Origin of the sequence: Ralstonia pickettii (assembly GCF_016466415.2) — a bacterium.
In the GTDB taxonomy this organism is placed as follows: Bacteria; Pseudomonadota; Gammaproteobacteria; order Burkholderiales; family Burkholderiaceae; genus Ralstonia; species Ralstonia pickettii.
Genome location: NZ_CP066772.2, coordinates 578,092 through 601,976, shown reverse-complemented (window position 1 = coordinate 601,976; position 23,885 = coordinate 578,092). Strand labels below are relative to the sequence as shown.

The window sequence follows — 23,885 nt, the reverse complement described above, 5'->3', positions numbered from 1 at the left end:
GCCAATCCATACAGAGGTGCCCGTGATAGAGTCGACCGCCGTCCTTCCCTCATCGCGTAGCCCTATGTCGACATTCGCGCTTGTCCCCAAGCAAACGGCGTTGTTGGTCATGCACTACCAGACCGACATCATGGCGTTGTTCCCGTCGGTCGCGCCTGCGCTGCTCTCCAACACCCGCGCGCTGTGCGATGCCGCGCGAGCCAAGGGCGTCAGCGTCTACTTTGCGAAGTTCCACTTCAGCCCCGGCTATCCGGAAGTCAGCCCGTTGAACAAGAACGGGCAAGGCGTGAAGCAACTGGGCCTGTTCGTTGAAGACCGCATCTCGCCGGAACTCGGCCGGCAACCCGATGAGTCGATCATCATCGCCCACCGCGCCAGCGTGTTCTACGGCACGGATCTGCAGGTGCGGTTATCCGCCAAGGGCATCGATACCTTGATCATGGTGGGCGTTGCATCAACGGGCGTGATGCTGTCTTCCATTGCGCATGCAAGCGATGCGGACTACCGCCTGTTCACCGTGAAGGACTGCTGCTACGACCCGGACCCGATCGTGCACGAGCATCTTTTTGCGACGGCATTTGAATCGCGCACGACGGTGCTGTCGCTGGCAGATGCGTTGTCGCTGCTGGAGTAAACACAGCAGGCCTTCGGCGAGCCTCAGGCGCTGACCACCTTGTTCTTGCCCGCGCGCTTGGCCTGATACATGGCGCGGTCGGCGCGCTGGATGGCCGCCATGGGCGGTTCGTCCTTACCGACTTCCGCCACGCCGGCAGAGAAGGTGATAAACAGCCGCGTATCACCCGCCACAAAGAAGCGCTGCGTGAGCGCCCGCTGCAGGCGGACGATGGTCTGCACGCCCTCTTCCAGCGACGTGTCCGGCATCAGGATCACGAATTCTTCGCCGCCAAAGCGGGCGAGCGTGTCTTGCGGGCGCATCGATTCGCGGGCCACCTGGGCCAGGTGCGACAGCGCATCGTCACCAAAGCTGTGGCCGTGCGTATCGTTGATCGACTTGAAGTCGTCGATGTCCAGGAACGCGATGCAGAGTGCCGTGTTCTGGCGGGCCGCGCGGGCAACTTCGCGCTCCAGCGCCTCTTCCAGACCCTTGCGGTTGAGCGCGCCCGTCAGCAGATCGTGACGCGCCGACGCCGATGCCATGTCGAGCGCCTTGCGCAGTTGCGCCACCTCGGCGGCGGCCTCTTCGGCCTTGACCTTCATCGCCGACAGCACGTCGCGGTTGCGGGCCGACTCCAGCGACATCCAGCGGGTGGCCGACAGCGCATCCTGAATGGCCGGTGCAATCTCGGCGATGCTGTTGGCCGATTCAATCTTTTTGGCGCAGGCTTCCATCTGGCGGTGATGCTCGCCCGAGGTTTCTGCGGCAACGGACAGGCGCTCCATGAAGGCGGCCAGCAGCCGCTTCATTTCTTCCTGGGCTTCGATCGACTTCGACTTCAGCGAGCTTTGCTTCTGGATCACCTCCATGAGGCGGCGCCGCAGATCGTCCAGCCGGCGCAGGCTGACGGGGGCCTCGCTGGCCTTCATCAGGGCTTCGATCTGGCCGCGCAGCCAACGGTCGTCCAACGACAGCTCGGCGATGTTCTCGAACACCAGTTGCAGCAGGCTCAGCAATGCCCTGCGGATCTCGCCCTGATCTTCCGCCGCCAGCGACAACCGGTGGTTGAACGTGGAGAGCTTGCTGTTCAAGCTGCCAAGGCCTTCGAATTCGGACCGGCAGGCCCGGATCAGCGCCCAGGCCGCGGGGCCGATGCTGGCATCGTCTTCACCGAGCACTGGCAGACAGCATTCGACCGTGCGCGCAAGCTGCTCGCGCAACTCACGCACGAGCGCCATCCGCTCGGCATCCTGGGGGTCTGCGTCGGGCTTGTTGCCGGCGATTTCGTAAAAGATCGAGGCGAAGTTGTCTGGCGTGGGCGCCAACCTGCGTGAGGCCAGCAGCTTGAGGGCGTGCCGGGCGGTCTCCGAGGGATTGTTTTCTATCATTCCGAACTACAGGGTGGCGAGCAGGGTTGGAACGCGATTTTCCACGGTTCCGGCCCAAGCGAAAAGCCGTCCAAAGGGTTATGTCGCCTTGCGCTGCACGAGTGGATTCCGCCAAATTCGGTGTCGCGGCAAGCATCCGCGCGAAGAGTGCGGCCCCGTCTGGAATGATTGCCACGGACGGCGTTTCGTCGCCCCGAGCATGCGCTGTCAGCAACTATGCGCTGCGCCGCGCGCTGCTTGTCAAAGCGTTTGGATATACCTCAGGAATGCCGGCGATTGGTCTCGAGTTCCATACAACCGGATGACGCCCGACACGTCGCCGTACTGCTGCACCAGGCTTTCTGCAGCAGCACGAGCGCGCCGAACCCCCAGCACGTTCTTCAGGAAGCATTCCACCAGCGTGGGGTCAAAGTACCGGCCACTCTGGTCTGCCACCGCACCGACCGCGTCATCCTCCGACATCCCTTCGCGGTAAACGCGCGGCTCCAGCATGGCGTCAAACGCATCGGCAACGGCCACGATGCGCGCGGCAAGCGGGACGTCTTACCCCGCGAGGCCGGCCGGATAGCCGCTGCCGTCGAAATGCTCGTGATGATGGCGCGCGACGCTGGCTGCCAACTGCAGGATCGGGTCGGCCGTCCCAGCAAGCAGATCGGCACCGATGTTGGAGTGCCGTTGCATGATCTCGTGCTCTGCGTCGGTCAGGGAGGCGGGCTTGAGCAGGACGTCATCCGGAATGCCCAGCTTGCCGATGTCGTGCACGGGCGCCACAAGATAGATGTGCCGCTGTTCCGCGTCGTCCAGCTCCAAAACGTTTGCCAGATACGCCGCAACAGCGGCCGTCCGGACGAGATGGCCCAGGGCAGACGGATAGCGCGACCCGCCGGCAAGCGTGAGGCTGGCGAGAATGATGTGGGGGCGGCTTTGTTGTGCCATGGTGTTGACCTTCTTGGTCGCGCGCCTGTCGGCACGCAATGAGGCTCGATGGAGGATTGCACGATAGTCATCGCGCCGGTCGACCGCAACCACCTACGCTGGTCAATTTTGATCTAGCCCATCTGCAACCGCCGCCACAACGTCGTCTTGCTGATCCCCAACGCGGCACATACGGCATCCCGATCGCCGCCGTGGGCGGCGTGGCTTACGTCACTGTGTCGAGCTTATCGACGGCGTCCGCATCGATCCACTTGCTCGCTTATTGACACTTAGCAGGCTAGCCCTTGCAACGCAATAATCAAAACATGAAGAACCAATAACGCCTCAAATGAGCAACAGAATAATTGAATTTTGCAAACAAAAATCCGCTTTTTCGACAGTGCACTATTATCGCCCCCACGCATTTCCGCATCAAACCAAACGATTAATAGGGGGACAAAATGTTCCAAAAGGGTGTTCGCGAATCAATGAACAGGGTTCCAGATTTATGGCAACCAATTCTCACGTGGCTCACTGGGAAACCACTCAAGGAATCAGAAAAATCATATTTCTTTCCAAAGACAGCGGATATTGCAATCACGCCGTTGATTGGCATTCTTGCCATTCAAATTCTCGCTTCACTTGCAGAATGGGATACCCCGGCCGCATGGCCTATTATCTTTGCGCTTTGGATCGTTCTAGTTGGAATTCTGCGCAAATTGCAGGTCACTCACTTGCACCACGCCATTCACAATCGTCTTTTTTACAGCACAGCACTAAATAATGTCTATGCCAAGCTGATTCCTTCGATCATTTTTGTACAAAATGGCCGAGAGTATAAGAAAGAACATCTTGCGCATCATAACGCAGATATTTTCACCACAAAGCAAGACGCGGATGCCGCATTCCTGGCGCAGCTTGGATTTATACCTGGCCGAACGAGGAAAGAGTTATGGCAAACGCTTTGGATCACCGTCCTTAGCCCCGCTTTCCACGCACTCTTCCTTCAAGCACGCCTGAAATCGATTCTGATCCAGAAGAAGAGTTACGAGCTCGCGCTGGCATGGACTATGGTTGCCGTGCATCTTGTGCTCGCCTTTCTGCTAGGTCTAAAGGCGTATCTGATTGCGGTGTTCATTCCCATGACGATTCTGTACCACATCAGCGCCCTGCTCCAGTTCCTAACCGAACACGCGTGGGATGTCGCAGGATCAGCCCCGACCGATTGGGACGCTTATGCAGCCCGTTGTTGGGGACGATTTTGCGGGGAGCTCTACCCCAAGCGGTCCGGCAACGGCCTGATTGGAACGCTGCGCCACACAGCACAAATTGCGATGTGGAGCGTGCGAATGTTAATTATCCACGCACCTGTCCGGCTTGGGTGCCTTGTCTCGGACTTGCCCGCCCACGATTGGCATCACCTCGCACATCTTGCGGGTCAGAATTCCCGACATTGGCCGCGGAGCCTATACCTGCGTCAAGCCGCAATTGCCTGTGGCGACCGGCCCGGCTTTGCCAAACGGGAATTGTGGGGCATCTCGAACATGATCGAACATCAATTCCGCTGGCTTGAATCCGCACAGCCTGCCCCTTCAAGGTCGGCAGGCAAAACGCCGGCTACACACGCTGATCAACAACTTCTCGTCGCAGCTGAATAAGATGGCATACGCAGATAACACAAGTAAGACCGTGATCGTCGTGAACTTGGAGTTTCCTGGCCCTACGATCATCAATGCCGTCGCGCACGCCGTGCTGGGGCTCATAGGATCGAACAATCGGGACGCATGGAAGCTGTTGGCATATCCGAGCCCGGCCTTTTCGTCGGAAAGCCACATCAGCGAGTTTCCTGCCATCGTACTGCGAGCGAAACGCTCATCGGCCCTGGAGAAGTTGATTTGCGCCCTGCGCGACACAGGCATCCCGCACAACATCTTCATTGACTCCATGATCGGCGCCAGCGCTGAGAGTCAGCAGGCAGCAACGCTGGCTGCGACTCCTGAGCATAACAAGGTGATCTGCATTGCGCTGTTTGGCCGTGAAGAAGCGATTCGCCCGCTTATCAAGTCGTTCTCCCTGTACAAGGAATCGGAGACCTCCCGTGTCGCACCGGCGAAATGAGGGGCGCTCGGCCACGCAGGCATCTGACTGGGGCGTTCTTCTCCGACTGACCACAACAGTGGGGATGGCCTATTTGCCCACAGGATTTGCTTTTGGCGTCCTGGCCACGCAAGCGGGATTGTCACTCGCTGTTGTGATTGCAATGAGCATCTTTATCTTTGCCGGCGCACTTCAATTTGCGGCGGTGCCGTTATTGAGTGTCGCCACGGGGCTCGGCGCATTTGCCATGACCACGCTGCTGATCAACCTGCGCCATGTTCTCTACGCCATCCCGCTGATTGAGCACCTGCCTGCGCGGCGCTGGCAACGGGCCTATATCGTTGCAGCGCTAACCGACGAGAACTATTCCGTTCTCACTACCCTTCCCACAGACAAACGGCAGCAGTTCGCGATGGCAGTGACGTTGATCCATCACGTCTATTGGATCGCGGGAACCGTCCTTGGTGTGCTGCTCGGACAAAAGGTTGCGGATTGGATTCCCAACCTGGACTTCGCGCTGCCGTCACTGTTCACCATCCTCGCCATCGAACAGTACCTATCGCAGAGAAGATTGGCTCCGGCGCTGATAGGCGTACTGGCTTACTTTGCAGCGACGCGACTGGCGACGAACTATCTATTGATCACGGCCCTCGGATTCGGACTGGCGACGCTGTTGGCGCGCGCACTTGTCCGCGGTAACGCAGTGGAAGCATCCTGAAGGAGCGTCACGTAATGAGCAGTATTGAACAATGGATCGCAGTCGGCATCATGAGCGCACTGACGATCCTTCTCAGGGCATCGCCGTTGATGATCAACCGCGATGTGCTACGCAGCCGAGCGGTTACGCAACTCAATCGCGAATTACCGCTCTGCGTGATGGTCATCCTTGTTGCGAACGCGCTTGCAGGTAGCATGATGCCCAGCCAGCTTGGCGTGGAATTGATCGCGCTCTGTGGTGTTGCCTTGACCTTTCTGATGTGGCGAAACTCGTTGCTCAGCGTTGTAGCTGGCATCGGCGGGCTGACGTTGCTTCGCTCCCTGCTTTGACACTCTGCATAGCGTCACGTTGACCGACGTGTCGCGGCGGTGCCGGTGGGCAGCGCTGGAGCGAGCGAATTACCGTATCGAAGCCACCTCTTGCAACCGCCGCCACAACGTCGTCTTGCTGATCCCCAACGCGGCACATACGGCATCCCGATCGCCGCCGTGGGCGGCCAGCGCTGCGCGTATCTCTTCTGCTTCAACGCCCCTGCTGCGCTCGCGCAGCGTCAATGCGGCCGGTTTGCCCGGTGTGGCGTGGGCAAACACTTCGGGTGCAATCAGCCGCAGCACGTCTTGCGTGACGGCGCTGGCGTCTTCGGTGTAAGCCAGTTCAACGGCAATCCGCTCGACCACGCTCTGCAGTTCGCGCACATTGCCGGCCCAGGCGTAGCGCCTCAGCGGCTCGGCAATGCCGGCCAGCACGCGGGCTGCGTCTTCGGTGTCGGCAATGCGCAGCAGCAGACGCGGCTCGCGGCGCGCCGCCTGCACGAGCAGTTCGGCGGCCAGGGGCATCACGTCGTCGGGCCGTTCGCGCAACGGGGGCAGCCCAATGCTGAGGATATTGAGGCGGTAGTACAGATCCGCGCGGAAGGTGCCGGCCTCCACCGCATCCGTCAGCGCGCGGTGCGTGGCGGCCACCACGCGGATATCGACGCGGGTGGGCTCGGTGGAGCCCAGCCGCACCACCTCGCGCTCCTGCAATACGCGCAGAAGGCGGCTTTGCAGCGGCAGCGGCATCTCGCCGATTTCATCGAGAAACAGTGTGCCGCGGTGCGCGGCTTCAATCAGCCCCGTCTTGCCGCCCTTGCGCGCGCCGGTGAAGGCGCCCTCTTCGTAGCCGAACAGTTCGCTTTCCAGCAGCGCTTCGGGAAACGCGCCGCAGTTGATGGCGACGAATGGAAAATCGCGCCGCGCGCTGAGCTGATGCATGCCCTGCGCGACCATCTCCTTGCCCGTGCCGGATTCGCCCAGCACGAGCACGGTGGCGTCGGATTTGGCGTAGCGGCGTATCAGCGTACGCACGCGTTCCATCGCCAGCGATTCGCCCACCAGGTCTTCGAGCCGATAGCGCGCGCTGAACTGCTGCGGGCGCTGGCGTGAGCGCAGCGTGCGGTCCAGCCGCTCCACCGCGCGGGATTCCTGGAAGGTGAACACCGTGCCTTCTGCGGCGCCGGTGCCGGTGCTCGTGAGCGGGCCACGGTGGATGACGTAGTTCACGCCCTGCACGGTGCCCAGCGTGTCGCCGTCGGTATCGGGCAGCAAGCCGAGCAGGTTGGGCGCAATGCTGAGCAGCGGTTGCCCGATGGCCTGCTTGGCCTCGATGCCCAACGCGGTGGCCAGCCGCTGGTTGATGGCCTCCACGCGACCCTGCGCATCCAGCGCGACCACACCGTCACGCAGATGCTGCAGCAGGTTGTCCAACCGCTGGCGGCGCAGGGTTTCGCGGCGCGTGGCCTGTACGACTTCCAGCGCGGTATCGAATGCCGCACGCACAGAGTCCCGCGAATACAGGAACACGGCGTTCATGCCCGCCTGCGTTGCCAGGTCCGTCACCAGACCGGGGCCAACCACCACACCCACGCCGCGGTCGCGCAGGTCCAGCACGCAACTCTCCGCGCCCTGGCGCGAGGTGTACGAGGCAAACACCACGTCCATGCCATAGGCGGCGACAAAGCGGCGCACCTCCTCGGGCGTGTCGCCGTGGGTGACGAGCGCCACCGATTCCGCGTCGCGCCGGGCGCGGGCCAGCGCATGCATCACGTCAAAGCCCGTGGGGTTGATGACGACCACCGGCAGCGACAGGCGCGGCTTCAGATAGGCGCCGTTGGAGCCGCCCGCCACCACCACGTCGGGCCGCTCGGCGCCAGCGGCGTCGATCTCGCGCACGATGTCTTCAAAGCCCCGTGTGATGACGCGCAGCTCGGCGCGGTCGTTGTACTCGGCGGCAATATCGAGGAAGAGATCGCTCAGGCGGCTGATGCCGCAAGCCCAGATGCGGGGGCGGTCGGTCAGGGCGGTTGCAGTGGGGCTCATGGTGCGGCGCGGCAAAAGAACGGCAGTCCGAGCATTATGCGCCGTGCATTTCCATATTGAAATCACATATTTCATCTTTGAAATGGTGTGCGCCCGGGCGGTAACGTCACATCCATACAAATCAAGGGGTTACGTCCACTCGACTGGGTGGCCCGCTTCCTGCTCTCTTAGCCCGATCTTTTTGGAGCCACACATGAGCACAACCCATCGACACCCCACCAGCGCCGGCGCCAAGTTCCGTGCTGCCGTGGCTGAATCCCAACCGCTGCAAGTGGTGGGCGCCATCACCGCCTACGCTGCCAAGATGGCCGAGCAGACCGGCTTCAAGGCCGTGTACCTGTCGGGCGGCGGTGTGGCGGCCAACTCGCTGGGCATTCCGGACCTGGGCATCAGCACGATGGAAGACGTGCTGATCGACGCCCGCCGCATCACCGATGCGGTGCAGATCCCGCTGATGGTCGACATCGACACCGGCTGGGGCGGCGCCTTCAACATTGCGCGCACCATTCGCTCGTTCATCAAGGCGGGTGTGGCCGCCGTGCACCTGGAAGACCAGGTTGGCCAGAAACGCTGCGGTCATCGCCCCGGCAAGGAAGTCGTTTCCACCGACGAAATGGTCGACCGCGTGAAGGCCGCCGTGGATGCCCGCACCGATGACGATTTCGTCATCATGGCCCGCACCGATGCCGCCGCCTCCGAAGGCATCGACGCCGCCATCGAGCGCGCCGTCGCCTACGTGGAAGCGGGCGCCGACATGATCTTCCCGGAAGCCACGAAGACGCTGGACGACTACCGCCGCTTCAAGGCCGCTGTAAAAGTGCCCATCCTGGCCAACCTGACCGAGTTCGGCAGCACGCCGCTCTTTACCACCGACGAACTGCGCAGCGCCAACGTGGACATTGCGCTGTACTGCTGCGGCGCCTACCGCGCAATGAACGCTGCGGCGCTCAACTTCTATCAGACCGTGATGCGTGACGGCACCCAGAAGGCGGCCGTGGAAACCATGCAGTCGCGCGCCGATCTATACCAATATCTCGGCTACCACGCGTACGAAGACAAGCTCGACGCGCTGTTTGCCGCACAGAAATAACGCCTCCGCATCCAAACCAATTCAACGCATCCAAGGAGACCACACCATGAGCGAAGCCGATAACAGCACGCCGAACGCCGGCGCCTTCAAGCCGAAGAAGTCCGTGGCCCTGTCGGGCGTGACGGCCGGCAACACCGCCCTGTGTACCGTTGGCCGCACCGGCAATGACCTGCACTATCGCGGCTACGACATCCTCGACCTGGCCGGGGCGTGCGAGTTTGAAGAAGTCGCCCACCTGCTAGTGCACGGCAAGCTGCCCAACAAGGCGGAACTGGCTGCCTACAAGGCCAAGCTGAAGGCATTGCGCGGCCTGCCCGCCAACGTGAAGGCCGCCCTGGAATGGGTGCCGGCCTCCGCCCACCCGATGGACGTGATGCGCACCGGTGTGTCGGTGCTGGGCACCGTGCTGCCCGAAAAGGACGACCACGCCACCCCCGGCGCGCGCGATATCGCCGACCGCTTGATGGCATCGCTCGGCTCGATGCTGCTGTACTGGTACCACTACAGCCACAACGGCAAGCGCATCGAAGTCGAAACCGACGACGATTCCATCGGCGGCCACTTCCTGCACCTGCTGCACGGCGTTGAACCGTCGCAGTCGTGGGTCGATGCCATGCACGTCTCGCTCAACCTGTACGCCGAGCACGAGTTCAACGCATCGACGTTTACCGGCCGCGTGATTGCCGGCACGGGCTCGGACATCTACTCGGCCATCACCGGCGCGATCGGCGCGCTGCGCGGCCCGAAGCACGGCGGCGCCAATGAAGTCGCCTTCGAAATCCAGAAGCGCTACGACACCCCGGACGAGGCCGAAGCCGACATCCGCCGCCGCGTGGAAGCCAAGGAAGTCGTGATCGGCTTCGGCCACCCGGTGTACACCGTGTCCGACCCGCGCAACAAGGTCATCAAGGAAGTGGCGCGCAAGCTGTCGAAGGAAGCCAGCAACACCAAGATGTTCGACATTGCCGAGCGCCTGGAAACCGTGATGTGGGACATCAAGAAGATGTTCCCCAACCTGGACTGGTTCAGCGCCGTGTCGTACCACATGATGGGCGTGCCGACCGCGATGTTCACCCCGCTGTTCGTGATCGCGCGGACGTCCGGCTGGGCAGCGCACATCATCGAGCAACGCATCGACAACAAGATCATCCGCCCGAGCGCCAACTACACCGGCCCCGACGACCTGAAGTTCGTACCGATCGGCAAGCGCCCGTAAGAAATAGGAAAGAAGAAAGGAGCGTCAAAACAAACCCACCGACGGTGTGGCCGTTGACGTTCCTGCCCTAGATGGCGCCTTGAATTTCTGTAAGCGGGCGGAAAAAAGAAGGAGGCTTGTTTGAGCGCAGCGAGTTTGCCTCCTTCTCCGCACGGTTACAGAAATTCAAGGGGAAGTCGCCATCTCGGGCGCGCCTTTCTTTGCTTACTTTCTTTGGCAAGACAAAGAAAGTGAGTCGCCCCCGGCAGGGGGAGAAACAAGGGATGGACCCACACCATGAACACAGCACACCGCAAACCCCTCCCCGGCACGTCACTCGACTACTTTGACGCCAGAGAAGCCGTCGAAGCCATCCAACCGGGCGCCTACGACAAGCTCCCCTACACCTCCCGCGTCCTCGCCGAGAATCTGGTCCGCCGCTGCGACCCAGCCACCCTCACCGACTCGCTCAAGCAACTCATCGAACGCAAGCGCGATCTGGATTTCCCCTGGTTCCCGGCACGCGTGGTCTGCCACGACATCCTGGGCCAGACCGCGCTGGTCGACCTCGCCGGCCTGCGCGACGCCATTGCAGACCAGGGCGGCGACCCCGCCAAGGTCAACCCGGTGGTGCCGGTGCAGTTGATCGTCGACCACTCGCTGGCCGTGGAATGCGGTGGCTTCGACCCCGACGCCTTCGCCAAGAACCGCGCCATTGAAGACCGCCGCAACGAAGACCGCTTCCACTTCATCGACTGGACCAAGCTCGCGTTCAAGAACGTCGACGTGATCCCGGCGGGCAACGGCATCATGCACCAGATCAACCTGGAGAAGATGTCGCCCGTCATCCAGGCACACGACGGCGTGGCTTACCCCGACACCTGCGTCGGCACCGACAGCCACACGCCCCACGTCGACGCACTCGGTGTGATCGCCATCGGCGTGGGTGGCCTGGAAGCCGAAAACGTGATGCTCGGCCGCGCCTCGTGGATGCGCCTGCCGGACATCGTGGGCGTGGAGCTGACCGGCCAGCGCCAACCCGGCATCACCGCCACCGACATCGTGCTGGCGCTGACCGAATTCCTGCGCAAGCAGAAGGTGGTGGGCGCCTACCTCGAGTTTTACGGCGAAGGCGCTTCCAAGCTGACGCTGGGCGACCGCGCCACCATTTCCAACATGGCCCCCGAGTACGGCGCCACCGCGGCAATGTTCTCGATTGACGACAACACGCTCGACTACCTGCGCCTCACGGGCCGCACCGACGAACAGGTCAAGCTGGTGGAGACGTATGCCAAGACCGCGGGCCTGTGGTCCGACACGCTCAAGAACGCCGAATACGAACGCGTGCTGCGCTTCGATCTGTCGAGCGTAGTGCGCAACATGGCCGGCCCGTCCAACCCGCACGCGCGTGTGGCAACGACCGACCTGGCCGCCAAGGGCATCGCCGGCAAGTGGGAAGAGACACCGGGCCTGATGCCCGATGGCGCGGTCATCATCGCCGCCATCACGAGCTGCACCAACACCAGCAACCCGCGCAACGTGATTGCCGCGGCGCTGCTGGCGCGCAATGCCAATCGCCTGGGCCTGACCCGCAAGCCGTGGGTGAAGAGTTCGCTAGCGCCGGGCTCCAAGGCCGTTGAGCTGTATCTGGAAGAGGCCGGCCTGAAGCACGAACTGGAAAAGCTGGGCTTTGGCATCGTCGCGTTTGCCTGCACCACCTGCAACGGCATGAGCGGCGCGCTGGACCCGAAGATCCAGCAAGAGATCATCGACCGCGACCTGTACGCTACGGCCGTGCTATCGGGCAACCGCAACTTCGACGGCCGCATCCACCCGTATGCCAAGCAGGCGTTCCTCGCCTCGCCGCCGCTGGTGGTGGCCTACGCGATTGCCGGCACCGTGCGTTTTGACATCGAGCGCGACAGCTTCGGCACCGATGCCAACGGCAAGCCGATCCTGCTGAAGGACCTGTGGCCGACCGACGAAGAGATCGACGCCATCGTGCGCGCCTCGGTCAAGCCGGAGCAGTTCCGCAAGGTGTACATCCCGATGTTCGAGCAGCGCAGCGCATCCGTTGCCAACGTGAGCCCGCTGTACGACTGGCGCCCGCAGAGCACCTACATCCGCCGCCCGCCATACTGGGAGGGCGCGCTGGCCGGTGAGCGCACGCTCAAGGGCTTGCGCCCGCTGGCGGTGCTTGGCGACAACATCACGACCGATCACCTCTCGCCGTCCAACGCCATTCTGGCCAGCAGCGCCGCCGGTGAATACCTCGCCAAGATGGGCCTGCCGGAAGAAGACTTCAACTCGTACGCTACGCACCGCGGCGATCACCTGACCGCGCAGCGTGCGACGTTTGCCAACCCGACGCTCATCAACGAGATGGCCGTGGTCGATGGCGCGGTGAAGAAGGGGTCGCTCACGCGCATCGAGCCCGAAGGCAAGGTCACGCGCATGTGGGAAGCCATCGAGACCTACATGGACCGCAAGCAGCCGCTGATCGTGATTGCGGGCGCCGACTACGGCCAGGGCAGCTCGCGCGACTGGGCCGCCAAGGGCGTGCGACTGGCCGGCGTGGAGGCCATCGTGGCCGAAGGCTTCGAGCGCATCCACCGCACGAACCTGATCGGCATGGGCGTGTTGCCGCTGGAGTTCAAGCCCGGCACCACGCGCCTGACGCTCGGCATTGACGGCACCGAAACCTTTGACGTGATCGGCGAGCGCAAACCGCGCACCGACCTCACGCTCGTCATCCACCGCAAGAACGGCGAACGCGTGGAAGTGCCCGTCACGTGCCGCCTGGACAGCGATGAGGAAGTCTCGATCTACGAAGCCGGCGGTGTGCTGCAGCGATTTGCGCAGGACTTCCTGGAATCGAACAAGGAGGCCGCATGAGCCACCCCGCACAGGTGAAGATTCCCGCGACCTACATGCGTGGCGGCACCAGCAAGGGCGTCTTCTTCCGTCTGCAGGACCTGCCGCCGGCAGCGCAGCAGCCCGGCGCTGCTCGTGACGCCTTGCTCATGCGCGTGATTGGCAGCCCCGACCCGTACGGCAAGCAGATCGACGGCATGGGCGGCGCCACGTCGAGCACCAGCAAGACGGTCATCCTCAGCAAGAGCACGCGCCCCGACCATGACGTGGACTACCTGTTCGGTCAGGTCTCCATCGACAAGCCGTTTGTCGACTGGTCGGGCAACTGCGGCAACCTCTCCGCAGCGGTCGGGCCGTTCGCCATCAGCAATGGGCTAATCGATGCCAGCCGGATACCGCAAAACGGTGTCGCCATCATCCGCATCTGGCAGGCCAACATCGGCAAGACCATCATTGCGCACGTGCCCATCACCAACGGCGCGGTGCAGGAGACGGGCGACTTTGAACTGGATGGCGTGACCTTCCCAGCGGCGGAAGTGCAGCTCGAATTCCTCGACCCGGCTGCCGAGGAGGACGGTGACGGGGGCGGCGCGATGTTCCCCACCGGCAACCTCGTCGACGACCTGGAGGTGCCCGGCGTGGGCACGCTCAAGGCGACGATGATCAACGCGGGCATCCCGACGATCTTCATCAACGCAGAGGCCATCGGCTACACCGGCACCGAGCTGCAGGACGCCATCAACGGCGATGCGAAGGCGCTGGCGATGTTCGAGACCATTCGCGCGCACGGCGCCGTGCGCATGGGGCTGATCAAGAGCATTGAAGAAGCCGCCACGCGCCAGCACACGCCCAAGGTGGCGTTCGTCGCGCCGCCGAAGGACTACGTGGCATCGAGCGGCAAGAAAGTCGGCGCAAGCGATGTGGACTTGCTGGTGCGTGCGTTGTCGATGGGCAAGCTGCACCACGCAATGATGGGCACGGCAGCGGTCGCCATCGGCACGGCGGCGGCCATTCCTGGCACGCTCGTCAACCTGGCGGCAGGCGGCGGAGAACGTGGCGCGGTGCGCTTCGGGCATCCGTCGGGCACGCTGCGTGTGGGCGCGGAGGCCAAGCTCGTTGACGGCGAATGGACCGTCACCAAGGCCATCATGAGCCGCAGCGCGCGCGTGTTGATGGAAGGCTGGGTGCGCGTGCCGGGCTGAAGGCTGACCACGCATGCAAAGCAAAACCGCCGCATCCGGCTGACGGCTGGATGCGGCGGTTTCTTTTTTCTCTCGGAACTCAGGTTGCGCCGGTGTTCTTCAGGCCGAGCACCTCGATCGACGCAATCTCGGGCGGTGAGGCCAGCAGCTCGGCCGCGTTGGCCATGAGCGCCTTGGCGATCGGGCCGTCCAGATGCGCTTGGCGGTCTTCCTCACTGGCGAAGGCATCGAAGATGCCGAATACGTTGGGCGCAAGGCGCAGCGCAAACCAGATCGGGGTGGTGGTTTCCTGGTTGGCCATTTGCAGGCCGGCCGAAAGAAAATCGGCCACTGCCTGTTCCTTGCCCGGTTTGGCAATGAGTCGGGCGAACAATGCGTACTGGATCATTGAAAGTCTCCTGATACGCGCGGAGAGCGCGCGGTCAGACGTACTGTATGCCGAAAGCAGCGGGCCGCGTCATACGAACATGCGTACGAGCCGTTCCGCACGCGGCGGAAACGGCTCGATGACGGGCCAAGCGCACAGGCCGGCCCGCCATGTTGCATCCGCTCAGTGGTGCAACGCGCCGCCTACTGTGGTCAGTGCGCCACCCACAGCGCCCGTGACGGGCGCAAGCGGCGTTGCCGCCCCGGTGGACGTCAGCGACGTGCCGACGGTGGTGACAAGCGAGCCGACAGGCGCAGTCGCACCCCCAGCCGTCGTGCCGCCCCCGGCGGCGCCGCCCAGTGCGCCGGTAATCGGTGCCAGCGGGTTGGCCGACGTTGCGCCGCCCGGCGTGGAGGTCACCCCGCCCAAAGCGGCCACCGTGTTGCCCGTGGCGGTCACCACACCGCCCAAACCGGAGACGACCGGGGCGTTGGTCGCCGTCAGCGACGTGCCGACATTCGCTACGCCGCCGCCCACCGTCTGCAGCAGGTTGGTTGCCGGAGCGCCCAGGCCCGTTGCGTTACCCAGTGTCTGCGTAGCCGTGGTCACCTGCGAGGTGAGCGGCACCACGGTCGAGCTGAGCTGCTGCGTGACTTGCTCCACCGGCCCGGTCGACAAGCCCGTGCCGAGCGTGCCGCCCGCACCGGCCACCGCCTGCCCAACCTGCGAGACTGCCCCGCCCACCGGTGATGTCACCGGCGAAAGCGGCTGCAGCGGCCCTGAACCGAGACTGCTGACAAGGGCACCCGTGGCGTCAACGGTGTTACCCGCTTGCGTCACCACGTTGCCGGTGCTCGATGCCGTGGTGCCGATCGGGTTCGGGTTGGTACCGATGCTGCCCAGGCCCGACTGCACGCCGGTGCCCAGCGCCGACACCGTTTTGCCTACGTTGTCGACCACGTTGCCCAACCCCGACGCCCCGGGCAGATTGCTGCCGCCGATGGTCGAACCGAGCCCGCTGACGGCACCGCCCGTCGCCGTCAGCACGCCGCCGCCCTTGTTCGCCACGTCCCCGGTGGGCGTGGTGGACGCGGTAGTCGTCGTGCCACCCGAACCGTTGGAACCGGAGCCACCGCCATTGTTGGCCGAACTTCCGCCGCTCCCAGTAGTGCCGCTCATATCGCCCGAGCCCGAACTGGCGCAACCGCCCAGTACAAGCAGGCCGGCCAAGGCCGCCGAAACCAGGGTCCCTCGTTGCAATGTCTTCATGTCTGCCTCCCGTTTCAAATATGCGCTTGATAATGCGCGCAGCCCCGCCCTACTCGGTGTTTTATCGGTGCACCTCCAGATTAACTGGATGGCACGATCAAATTAAGTCTATTAACCAATGCGGCGTCAATTGCAAACATTGTCAAACGCCTAAAACCCTCGTCATGACGACACTCTGCGTGAGAAGATCCCCGCCCGACGCGGTGCCAGCATGGCGCAAAGCTTCGCGCGCTGACGCACTCGGACGATTATGTTTGAAGGCGTTGCTCTAAATTACCCAAAATGAGTTAAATCCACGGTCCGGTGTTATCTCGAAGCCATTCGTAAAAACGGGGGCACGGCATTGAAAGCCCTGGGGCGCGTTGCGGCACGCTCGCATCAAGGTGATGGCGTTCGATAACGATGCCGCGCACCGGTGCTGCGTCGATGAAGTGATCGTGATGACGCGCCATCACGCTCGCGCGGCGCAGGCTGGCGCGAATCGCCAGCGCGATGCTCTGCGCAATGCCGATCACGCAGCATCACAAGTGAATGACCGGAGCGCTCGATCAACCGCGTGGGCGCCCGCTTTTTGGGGCGCGATGTTTAAGCCGATCAACCGCTGCGCCGCGTCAGCCGAGCCGGACTTGCGCCACGGCTTCGCGCCATTGCGTGAACCGCTGGGCACGCACCTGCGCATCGCCGTCGTCGCGCCCGTAACGCAAGGCGACGTAGCCGGCGGCGGCATTGCGCAAGGCCTGCGCCGCTTGCGGAAACTGAGCGGCAGCGCGCTCGGCGTAGGCTATCGGGCCTTCGGCAGCGCCGCGCGCGCAACCATGTCGCGCCAGCCGCTCACACAACCGCTGCCACTGGGCCTGCACGGGATCAGGCTTGGGCTTGCGCTGCTGCCAGAGGAGCGGCAGCGCAGCGAGCAGGAACAAACCCGACACGCCCCATAGCACCGCGCGCGGGTCCGCCGCATCGAGCCCCAACCACGCGAACAGGCGCGCCTGGCGGTTGCGGTCGTAGCCGAGCACCCAGCTGTTCCAGCCGCTGATCAGGCCATCCAGCCCCCAGCGCACGCTGCGCAGCCAACCAGGCTCTTCTGCGCGGCGCGAGCGGAATTCGCTCGCGGGCACGGCGGCGGCCAGGCCACGTTCGACGCGTTGCGGCGCGACGGCGGCGGTGGGGTCCACGCGCACCCAGCCGCCCCCGTCGAGCCACACCTCAGCCCAGGCATGTGCATCGGACTGGCGCACGATGATGTCGCCGCTGACGGCGTTCACCTCGCCGCCGAGGTAGCCCACCACCACACGCGCGGGCACGCCCGCGGCACGCATCAGGAACACGAAGCTGCCCGCGTAGTGCTCGCAGAAACCGCGGTGCGTGCGGAAGAGGAAATCGTCGATCTGCTGATCCTGCAGCGGTTCGGGCTCAAGCGTGTAGGCAAACGGTGCGCTGCCAAACAGCTTGAGTGCGGCCGATACGCGATCGGCAGGTGGCAGCTCAGCCCATTGCGCTGCCAGCGCGCGCGCTTGGCCGTTACCCGGCGGCAACGCCAGCGCCATCTGCTGCGTGAGGGGGTCGAGCGGGCGGGCGTCGTCGGCGCGATTGCGCTCCGGCAGCCGCGAGCGCGCGTGATACCGCACACGCTGGTCGACCGGTTGCGTGCTGATGAACTCCCCGTCGATGCTGCGCCCGGTGCCGTCGCGCGCCTCGATCGACTGGCCGCGATCGAGCGCAAACAGCCAGCGCTGGCGCGTCGGTTCCAGCGTGATCTTGTAGTCGAACACGCCGGGCGCGCCGCCAGTTGCGTCCGCAGAATTGGGTACGCTTTCAGCTGCGGGACGTTGCCGCATCGACGCGGCCGTCCACGTCTGGCCATCGAAACGCCACAGCACCATGCCGCGCCAGTAGAGCGTATCGAGCGGTGGCGGCACGCCGGCAAAATCGACGCGGAAGGCAAGCTCATCTGAGAGGATCAACTGGCCCACGGAGCCGGGCGCCATGCGGTCCGACAGTCCGCTGACGGCGGTGTCGGCAGTTTGCGGCAGGCGCCACAGCGGATGATCCAGCCGGGGAAACAGCAGGAACAGCAAGGCCGCGCACGGCAGACCCATGAGTACCAAACGCGCCAGCACGCGGGCCGGCGACACGCGCGCACGCGCCTGCGGATGCAGCAGCAACAGCCAGTTGCGCAACAGCAGCGCCACGGTTGCCAGCATGGTGGCGGCCAGCCACGGCGGCTGGTCGAACAGCACCTGCGAGAGCAGCATGAAACAGCACAACTGCGTAACCAGCACGCCGTTGCGCACCGTGTGCGATTCCATCAGCTTGAGCACGAGAAACGCGCCCAGCAGCGCCACCGACAAGTCCCGCCCGATGTTTCCGCCGGTGCGCATGGCGAGTGCCAGCGTCACGACAAGCGTGGCGACGCCCGTCAGCCCCAACACCCATTTGCCAGGCAACGGCGCGCGCCGTACCCACAACAGCGCGCGCCAGAGCAGCAGAACACCGAACACGGCGCACGTCAGCAGCGGCAGGGCACGCAGCAGCGGCGCGAGCACGACGGCAAGCTGGGCGATCAGCCAGCCGTGCTCGCGGTGGGTCAGCGCACGGGCCGAGCCAAAGGCGGCCGCTTCGGTGCCGATGGTGGCAGTGGTCATGTGACTTCGCCTTCGGCTTCCGGCATCGCAGGCTTACCCCACAACGCCAAGGCACGCAAACACGCATCCCGATGCGCGACACCACGTGCCGGTCCGATGACAACGCCAGGCAGGCTCAGCGTGTATTCGGGCTCATCGCCGGCGGGCGCGTGCTCGGCCGCCAGTACCCAGGCGCACAGGCGCGACAGGCGTTGTTCAACGTTCATCGACGGTGGCAGCGCTTCCCACGCGAGCACGCATTGCGCGTGGCGGACTTGCTGGCCGGTGCGGCTCATCCAGGTGTCGAGCCGCGCGCTGTGCTTCCACGCAATGCTGCGCAGCGCGTCACCGGGGCGGTAAGTGCGCAACTGGTCTGCGGCTTCTTCGACGTGGGTGCGGGCGGCGCGCGTGTCGTCTTCGTCGCCAGGGTCCGGCGCAAAGCTCGCGGGCAGCGGCGGCGCGGAAGGTTCCGGGGCCGGATAGACGAGCAAGGTCAGCGGTGCATCGGCATAGCTCCACGCGCGAAACAGGCCGAGCGGAAAACGCGTCGATACCGTCAGGCGCGGCAACTTGAACCAACCGCGCGGCTGATCGGCGAAAGACAACGCGGCCACGATGGCGTCCTGCGCATCGAGCGATGTTTCCACCGCGGCGGCTTGCGCGGCGCTCACATCCACACCCACGCGCGCCCACGGGGTGACGTTGGCCAACGCCACGCCCACGTTCAACGCATGGCCAGCAAACACCGCTTCGCCCGCCGCGCCGCGCACTTCCAGATCAACAAGGTTGCGATGCGTCTGCCACATGGCGGACGCCGCCACACCGGCCAGCACGAACGTCAGCAGAAAACCCAGGCTCACGTTGTAGTTGAGCGAGGTGAGCAGCATCACCACCAGCAGCAGCGCAAAGCCGCCGCCAGCCGCAGTGGGCAGGATGTAGACGTGATTGCGGTCCAGGCGGATGCGGCCTTCGCGTGGCGTGCGCGGCCGCTGCAGAAAGCGCTGCACGCGTGCCCGTGCAAAGCGCACGCCCGGCAGCAGCGCCAGGCCAGCACCGAGCAGACGCAGCGGTGCCAGCAGCAGAGACGTGAACCGCGCCATGGCGCTATGCGCTCAGGGAATGGCGACCGTGTCGAGCAGTCGCTGCGCCAGCGCGGTCGCCGACAGCGTGCCGCCCGTGGGCAGCAACCGATGCGCCGCCACGGCCTTGAATACGGCTTGGACGTCTTCGGGCAGCACTGCATCGCGGCCATCGATAAGCGCCCAGGCGCGCGCCGCTGCCAGCAACGCCAGACCAGCGCGCGGCGACAGGCCCATCTGCACCTGCGCATCGGTGCGCGTGGCATTCACGAGCGCGAGCACGTAATCGACGAGCGCCGGCGCCACGTGCACGGCATCGGCGGCGGCCTGCAACGCAACGACTTGCACGGCCGTCAACACGGGTTCGATGTCTTGCGGCGCCCCGCCCCCAAGGTATAGCGCGCGCTCCGAGCTTTGATCGGGATAACCGAGCGAGAGCCGCATCGTGAAGCGGTCCAGCTGCGACTCCGGAAGCGGATGCGTGCCGATCTGGTTCAACGGGTTCTGCGTTGCAATCACGAAGAACGGCTCGGGCAGCGGATACGTCGCCCCATCATGCGTGACCTGGCCTTCGGCCATGGCTTCGAGCAGCGCGCTTTGCGCCTTGGGCGTGGCCCGGTTGATCTCATCGGCCAGCACCACCTGCGCAAACAGCGGCCCAGGGTGGAATTCGAATGCGCCTTTCTCTTTCACGTAGATCGACACGCCGATCAGGTCGGTGGGCAGCAGATCGCTGGTGAACTGCACCCGCTGGTACTGCAACCCGAGCGTGCGGGCCAGCGCATGCGCCAGCGTGGTCTTGCCCACGCCGGGCAGATCTTCCAGCAGCAGATGCCCGCGTGCGAGCAGACACGCCAGCGCCAGGCGGATCTGCAGCGGCTTGCCGAGCACGATGCGATCGAGCGCGCGTTGCGCCTGCGACAGCGCGGCCGGCAAGGTGAGCGGCGTGGCGGGTGCCGTGCGAACGGGAGACAGCGGGGCTTGGTTGGGCGTCATCGAGGTGCAGCCGAGGCAACAATGCCACCGAGTGTAGCGGCATCGCACGACACCCGCGCGTCCATGTCTCGCCTGCGTGAGCGCGCTACAACATCAGTCTGGTTTGCGCGCGGGAATAGCCGCATCGAGCAACACGCGTGCCGTGCGCGGCAGGCTCCTGATGAGGCGCGGCGCATCGGTGCCAAAGGTCTGGCTCGCGGTGTAGGCACCTTCGATCAGAAAGGCCAGGTCGTCGGCCAGCGCATCGGGGTCGGTCGCGCCGGCGGCTTGGGCACGGTCACGCAGGCGGGCGAGCAGCAGCGCCTTGTTGCGCTGAACAAACTGCCGCGCCGGATGCGTCATGTCCGGAAACTCCGCCGCCACATTCACAAACGGGCAGCCCCGGTAGCCGGGGCGCGAAGCGCGTTCGGAGACATCGATGAAGAACTGCAGCAGTTGCGCGCGCGCATCGTCGGGGTGCTTGGCCACGCTGGCGTTGAAGTAACCCCAGAAGCTCTCGTCGCTGCGCTCCAGGTACGCGATGACGAGATCGTCCTTCGACTTGAACTGCCGGTACAGGCTCATCTTGTTGACGCCGGCCTTCTCCACCACCGCTTCGACGCCGACGGCCCGCACGCCTTCGTAGTAAAACAGTTGACGAGCCGCCTCGAGCAGGCTGGCGTGCGCGTCCTCACCGCTGATGCGGCGCGGCGTCGGTTTGGGCTGATCACCGGCGTTAACGGTGGAAACGGTGGAAAGTGCGCGAGGTCCGCGACGGGCGGCGGTGGCCATGATGGTGCTCCTGCGGGCGCGACGGGCAACAAACCCCCAGGCGCGCCGGTGTCATTCGAATGTTGCTTGACATGTTACCGAGCGGTACCTACTATCGCAACCACGTTGTTACCGACCGGTAACGAATGCCACATTGTCGCCCCAGCAAGAATCGAAATCGGACACCCCATGCAGCGACTTGCCCGCCTCATCGCCCCACGTTTCCACTACAGCTGGCTCGCGCTCGCAGTGGTGTTCCTGATCCTGCTGTGCGCGGCCGGCACGCGCGCCACGCCCAGCGTGATGATGCTGCCGCTCGAGCACGAATTCGGCTGGAGCCGCAGCACGATCTCGCTGGCCATCTCGATCGGGATTGCGCTGTACGGGTTGACGGGGCCGTTTGCTGCGGCATCGATGCAGTATTTCGGCATCCGCCCGACGGTGCTCGGTGCGCTGGCGGTGCTGGTGGCGGGCACGGCACTCTCGGCGATGATGCATGCGCCGTGGCAGATGGTGCTGCTGTGGGGCGTGATGGTGGGCGGCGGCACGGGCGTGGCGGCCATCACGCTGGGCGCGACGGTGGTCAACCGCTGGTTCACTTCGCATCGCGGCCTGGCCATGGGCATCCTGACGGCCAGCTCCGCCACGGGGCAGCTCGTGTTCCTGCCGATGATGGCGGCGGTGGTGGAGCATTACGGCTGGCGCCCGGTGGTGCTGATCGTGGCCAGCGTGCTTGCGGTGCTGCTGCCGGTCGTGTGGCTGCTCCTGCCGGAATCGCCCAAGAGCGTCGGTCTGCGCACCTATGGTGAACCCGCCGATGCGCCGGAAGCCGCCCAAGGCCCGCGCGCCAACCCGATCACCCTGGCCATGCAGACGCTGGTGCAAGCGGCCCGCAAGCGCGATTTCTGGCTGCTGTTCGCGAGCTTCTTCATCTGCGGCGCAAGCACCAACGGCTACATCGGCACGCACTTCATCGCCATGTGCGCAGACCACGGGTTCTCTGAAGTGAAGGGCGCGAGCCTGCTCGCTGCGATGGGGATCTTCGATCTGGTCGGCACCACGCTGTCGGGCTGGCTGTCCGACCGCTACAACAGCCGCGTGCTGCTGTTCTGGTACTACGGGCTGCGCGGGCTGTCGCTGATCTACCTGCCGTATGCGTTCGGCTTCGAGTTCTTCGGCCTGCCGGTGTTCGCCGTCTTCTACGGCCTGGACTGGATTGCCACCGTACCGCCCACCGTGCGCCTGACCAACGACGTGTTCGGCAAGGCCGCCGCGCCCATCGTGTTCGGATGGATCGTCGCGGGCCACCAATTGGGCGCGGCATTCGCCACGCTGGGTGCAGGCATGATGCGGGCCTCGCTGGGCAACTACACGCTCGCTTCCATGATTTCGGGCGGGCTCTGCGTGGCGGGCGCCTTCCTGGTGCTGCGCATTCACCGCACGCCCAAGAAGGACGCCGAGCGTGCGGGTCAGCCGGCTACCGCGTAATCAAGGTTTCAGGAAACCGTACCTGGCCAGCACCGCCTGGCCCGCGGGCGACAGCACGTAAGCCACAAAGTCGGCCGCCTGCTGCGGCTGCTTCGTGCCCGACGTCACGGCGATCGGGTAGGTGAGCGGCACATTCAGCGGCACGGGGCTCGCCACCTTCACCTTGTCGGCGGCGATGGCGGCATCGGTCGAGAACACCAGGCCGGCCTCGACCTCGCCGCGCGACACATAGTCCAGCGCCTGGCGCACGTTCTGCGCCAGCACCGCCTTGGCCTCCACCGGCTCCCACAGCTTGGCCGCTTCCAGCGCACGCTTGGCATAACGGCCCGCCGGCACCGACGCCGGATTGCCGATCGCCACGCGCTTCACGTCGGGCCTCGCCATATCGGCCAGCGCATGCACGGGTACCGTGGCCGTTGCGGGCACGATCAGCACCAGCTGGTTGGCGACAAAGTCGCGGCGCGTCTCCGTCTTGATGACCTTTTCCGCGGCGGCCTTGTTCATCGCATCCTGATCGGCGGAGGCAAATACGTCGGCCGGGGCGCCCTTCACGATCTGCTGCATCAGCACGTCGGACGCGCCGAAGTTGAGCACGACCTTGGTGTCCGGATGCAGGGCTTCGTACTGGTGCGCGATCGTCTTGAAGGCATTGGTCAGGCTGGCTGCGGCCGAGACAACGAGGTCCGCCGCCCATGCCGGCGCTGCAAAACCCAGCGACAGCGCGGCGACCAGGCCAATGGCGCGCACATGCGCGCGAACCGACAAACGTTGCATGAAAGACCCAGAGTTGGATGAATGACCGGTCGTAATATACGAGTCGATATAACGCCTGGTCAACGCGCGACCTGAATGCCGGATAT

At 64.4% G+C, this 23,885-nt stretch carries 20 protein-coding genes and 2 pseudogenes; 10 read left to right on the top strand and 12 right to left on the bottom strand.

Going from position 1 to position 23,885, the window contains the following annotated elements; translation table 11 throughout:
- Positions 1–64: 64 nt before the first annotated feature.
- Positions 65–634: an isochorismatase family cysteine hydrolase gene (locus RP6297_RS18940; RefSeq protein WP_009240287.1), complete on the top strand. Its 570-nt coding sequence runs from the start codon at positions 65–67 to the stop codon at positions 632–634.
- Positions 635–657: 23 nt separating this feature from the next.
- On the opposite strand, the gene RP6297_RS18935 is transcribed toward RP6297_RS18940, so the two are convergent.
- From RP6297_RS18935 to RP6297_RS22835, 3 genes and pseudogenes are all read right to left on the bottom strand, one after another.
- The gene (locus RP6297_RS18935) at positions 658–2,004 is read right to left on the bottom strand and encodes a GGDEF domain-containing protein (RefSeq protein WP_009240286.1); all 1,347 of its coding nucleotides are present in this window, start codon (positions 2,002–2,004) and stop codon (positions 658–660) included.
- 240 nt (positions 2,005–2,244) lie between these two features.
- Positions 2,245–2,940, bottom strand: a pseudogene (locus tag RP6297_RS22840) (HD-GYP domain-containing protein).
- 113 nt (positions 2,941–3,053) lie between these two features.
- Positions 3,054–3,140: pseudogene (locus RP6297_RS22835) on the bottom strand (helix-turn-helix domain-containing protein); the annotation flags it as partial.
- Between the two features lie 267 nt (positions 3,141–3,407).
- On the opposite strand from RP6297_RS22835, the gene RP6297_RS18915 reads away from it, so the two are divergent.
- The 4 genes from RP6297_RS18915 to RP6297_RS18900 all read left to right on the top strand — a co-directional run bounded on the left by RP6297_RS18915 (position 3,408) and on the right by RP6297_RS18900 (position 6,063).
- Positions 3,408–4,577 (top strand): fatty acid desaturase, encoded by a 1,170-nt coding sequence (locus RP6297_RS18915; RefSeq protein ID WP_223293318.1) that lies wholly within the window; start codon positions 3,408–3,410, stop codon positions 4,575–4,577.
- A gap of 1 nt (position 4,578) precedes the next feature.
- Positions 4,579–5,037, top strand: coding sequence for a DUF2000 family protein (locus RP6297_RS18910; protein WP_009240282.1), 459 nt, complete (start codon positions 4,579–4,581; stop codon positions 5,035–5,037).
- A gap of 64 nt (positions 5,038–5,101) precedes the next feature.
- Positions 5,102–5,734: an AzlC family ABC transporter permease gene (locus RP6297_RS18905; RefSeq protein WP_223293317.1), complete on the top strand. Its 633-nt coding sequence runs from the start codon at positions 5,102–5,104 to the stop codon at positions 5,732–5,734.
- A gap of 14 nt (positions 5,735–5,748) precedes the next feature.
- On the top strand, positions 5,749–6,063 hold the full coding sequence (locus RP6297_RS18900) for an AzlD domain-containing protein (protein ID WP_009240280.1): 315 nt from the start codon (positions 5,749–5,751) through the stop codon (positions 6,061–6,063).
- 69 nt (positions 6,064–6,132) lie between these two features.
- On the opposite strand, the gene prpR is transcribed toward RP6297_RS18900, so the two are convergent.
- Positions 6,133–8,091 carry a propionate catabolism operon regulatory protein PrpR gene (gene prpR, locus RP6297_RS18895; protein ID WP_009240279.1) on the bottom strand — a complete coding sequence of 653 codons (1,959 nt, stop codon included), beginning with the start codon at positions 8,089–8,091 and terminating at the stop codon, positions 6,133–6,135.
- Positions 8,092–8,284: 193 nt separating this feature from the next.
- On the opposite strand from prpR, the gene prpB reads away from it, so the two are divergent.
- The 4 genes from prpB to prpF all read left to right on the top strand — a co-directional run bounded on the left by prpB (position 8,285) and on the right by prpF (position 14,452).
- Entirely contained in the window at positions 8,285–9,181 is an 897-nt protein-coding gene (gene prpB, locus RP6297_RS18890; protein WP_009240278.1) for a methylisocitrate lyase, read from the top strand.
- A gap of 46 nt (positions 9,182–9,227) precedes the next feature.
- Entirely contained in the window at positions 9,228–10,397 is a 1,170-nt protein-coding gene (prpC, locus tag RP6297_RS18885) for a bifunctional 2-methylcitrate synthase/citrate synthase (protein ID WP_004632271.1), read from the top strand.
- 276 nt (positions 10,398–10,673) lie between these two features.
- The gene (acnD, locus tag RP6297_RS18880) at positions 10,674–13,271 is read left to right on the top strand and encodes a Fe/S-dependent 2-methylisocitrate dehydratase AcnD (RefSeq protein ID WP_009240277.1); all 2,598 of its coding nucleotides are present in this window, start codon (positions 10,674–10,676) and stop codon (positions 13,269–13,271) included.
- Entirely contained in the window at positions 13,268–14,452 is a 1,185-nt protein-coding gene (gene prpF / locus RP6297_RS18875) for a 2-methylaconitate cis-trans isomerase PrpF (protein ID WP_009240276.1), read from the top strand. The genes acnD and prpF overlap by 4 nt, the downstream gene beginning before the upstream one ends.
- A gap of 79 nt (positions 14,453–14,531) precedes the next feature.
- Here the strand turns inward: prpF and RP6297_RS18870 are convergent, their stop codons facing one another.
- The 7 genes from RP6297_RS18870 to RP6297_RS18840 all read right to left on the bottom strand — a co-directional run bounded on the left by RP6297_RS18870 (position 14,532) and on the right by RP6297_RS18840 (position 21,558).
- Positions 14,532–14,840 carry a putative quinol monooxygenase gene (locus tag RP6297_RS18870; protein ID WP_004632276.1) on the bottom strand — a complete coding sequence of 103 codons (309 nt, stop codon included), beginning with the start codon at positions 14,838–14,840 and terminating at the stop codon, positions 14,532–14,534.
- Positions 14,841–15,002: 162 nt separating this feature from the next.
- Positions 15,003–16,088, bottom strand: a complete 1,086-nt coding sequence (locus tag RP6297_RS18865; RefSeq protein ID WP_009240275.1) for a collagen-like triple helix repeat-containing protein — start codon at positions 16,086–16,088, stop codon at positions 15,003–15,005.
- A gap of 287 nt (positions 16,089–16,375) precedes the next feature.
- The gene (locus RP6297_RS18860) at positions 16,376–16,603 is read right to left on the bottom strand and encodes a hypothetical protein (RefSeq protein ID WP_009277030.1); all 228 of its coding nucleotides are present in this window, start codon (positions 16,601–16,603) and stop codon (positions 16,376–16,378) included.
- Positions 16,604–16,699: 96 nt separating this feature from the next.
- Complete coding sequence (locus tag RP6297_RS18855; protein ID WP_009240274.1) at positions 16,700–18,733, bottom strand: transglutaminase TgpA family protein; 2,034 nt, start codon at positions 18,731–18,733, stop codon at positions 16,700–16,702.
- Positions 18,730–19,812, bottom strand: coding sequence for a DUF58 domain-containing protein (locus tag RP6297_RS18850; RefSeq protein WP_009240273.1), 1,083 nt, complete (start codon positions 19,810–19,812; stop codon positions 18,730–18,732). The genes RP6297_RS18855 and RP6297_RS18850 overlap by 4 nt, the downstream gene beginning before the upstream one ends.
- Positions 19,813–19,824: 12 nt before the next feature.
- Complete coding sequence (locus RP6297_RS18845; protein WP_009240272.1) at positions 19,825–20,787, bottom strand: AAA family ATPase; 963 nt, start codon at positions 20,785–20,787, stop codon at positions 19,825–19,827.
- Positions 20,788–20,880: 93 nt separating this feature from the next.
- The gene (locus RP6297_RS18840) at positions 20,881–21,558 is read right to left on the bottom strand and encodes a TetR/AcrR family transcriptional regulator (protein WP_009240271.1); all 678 of its coding nucleotides are present in this window, start codon (positions 21,556–21,558) and stop codon (positions 20,881–20,883) included.
- A 168-nt stretch (positions 21,559–21,726) separates the two neighbouring features.
- On the opposite strand from RP6297_RS18840, the gene RP6297_RS18835 reads away from it, so the two are divergent.
- Entirely contained in the window at positions 21,727–23,025 is a 1,299-nt protein-coding gene (locus tag RP6297_RS18835) for an MFS transporter (RefSeq protein WP_009240270.1), read from the top strand.
- Here RP6297_RS18835 and modA read toward each other — a convergent pair whose 3' ends face one another.
- Entirely contained in the window at positions 23,026–23,799 is a 774-nt protein-coding gene (modA, locus tag RP6297_RS18830) for a molybdate ABC transporter substrate-binding protein (protein WP_009240269.1), read from the bottom strand.
- Positions 23,800–23,885 lie beyond the last annotated feature (86 nt).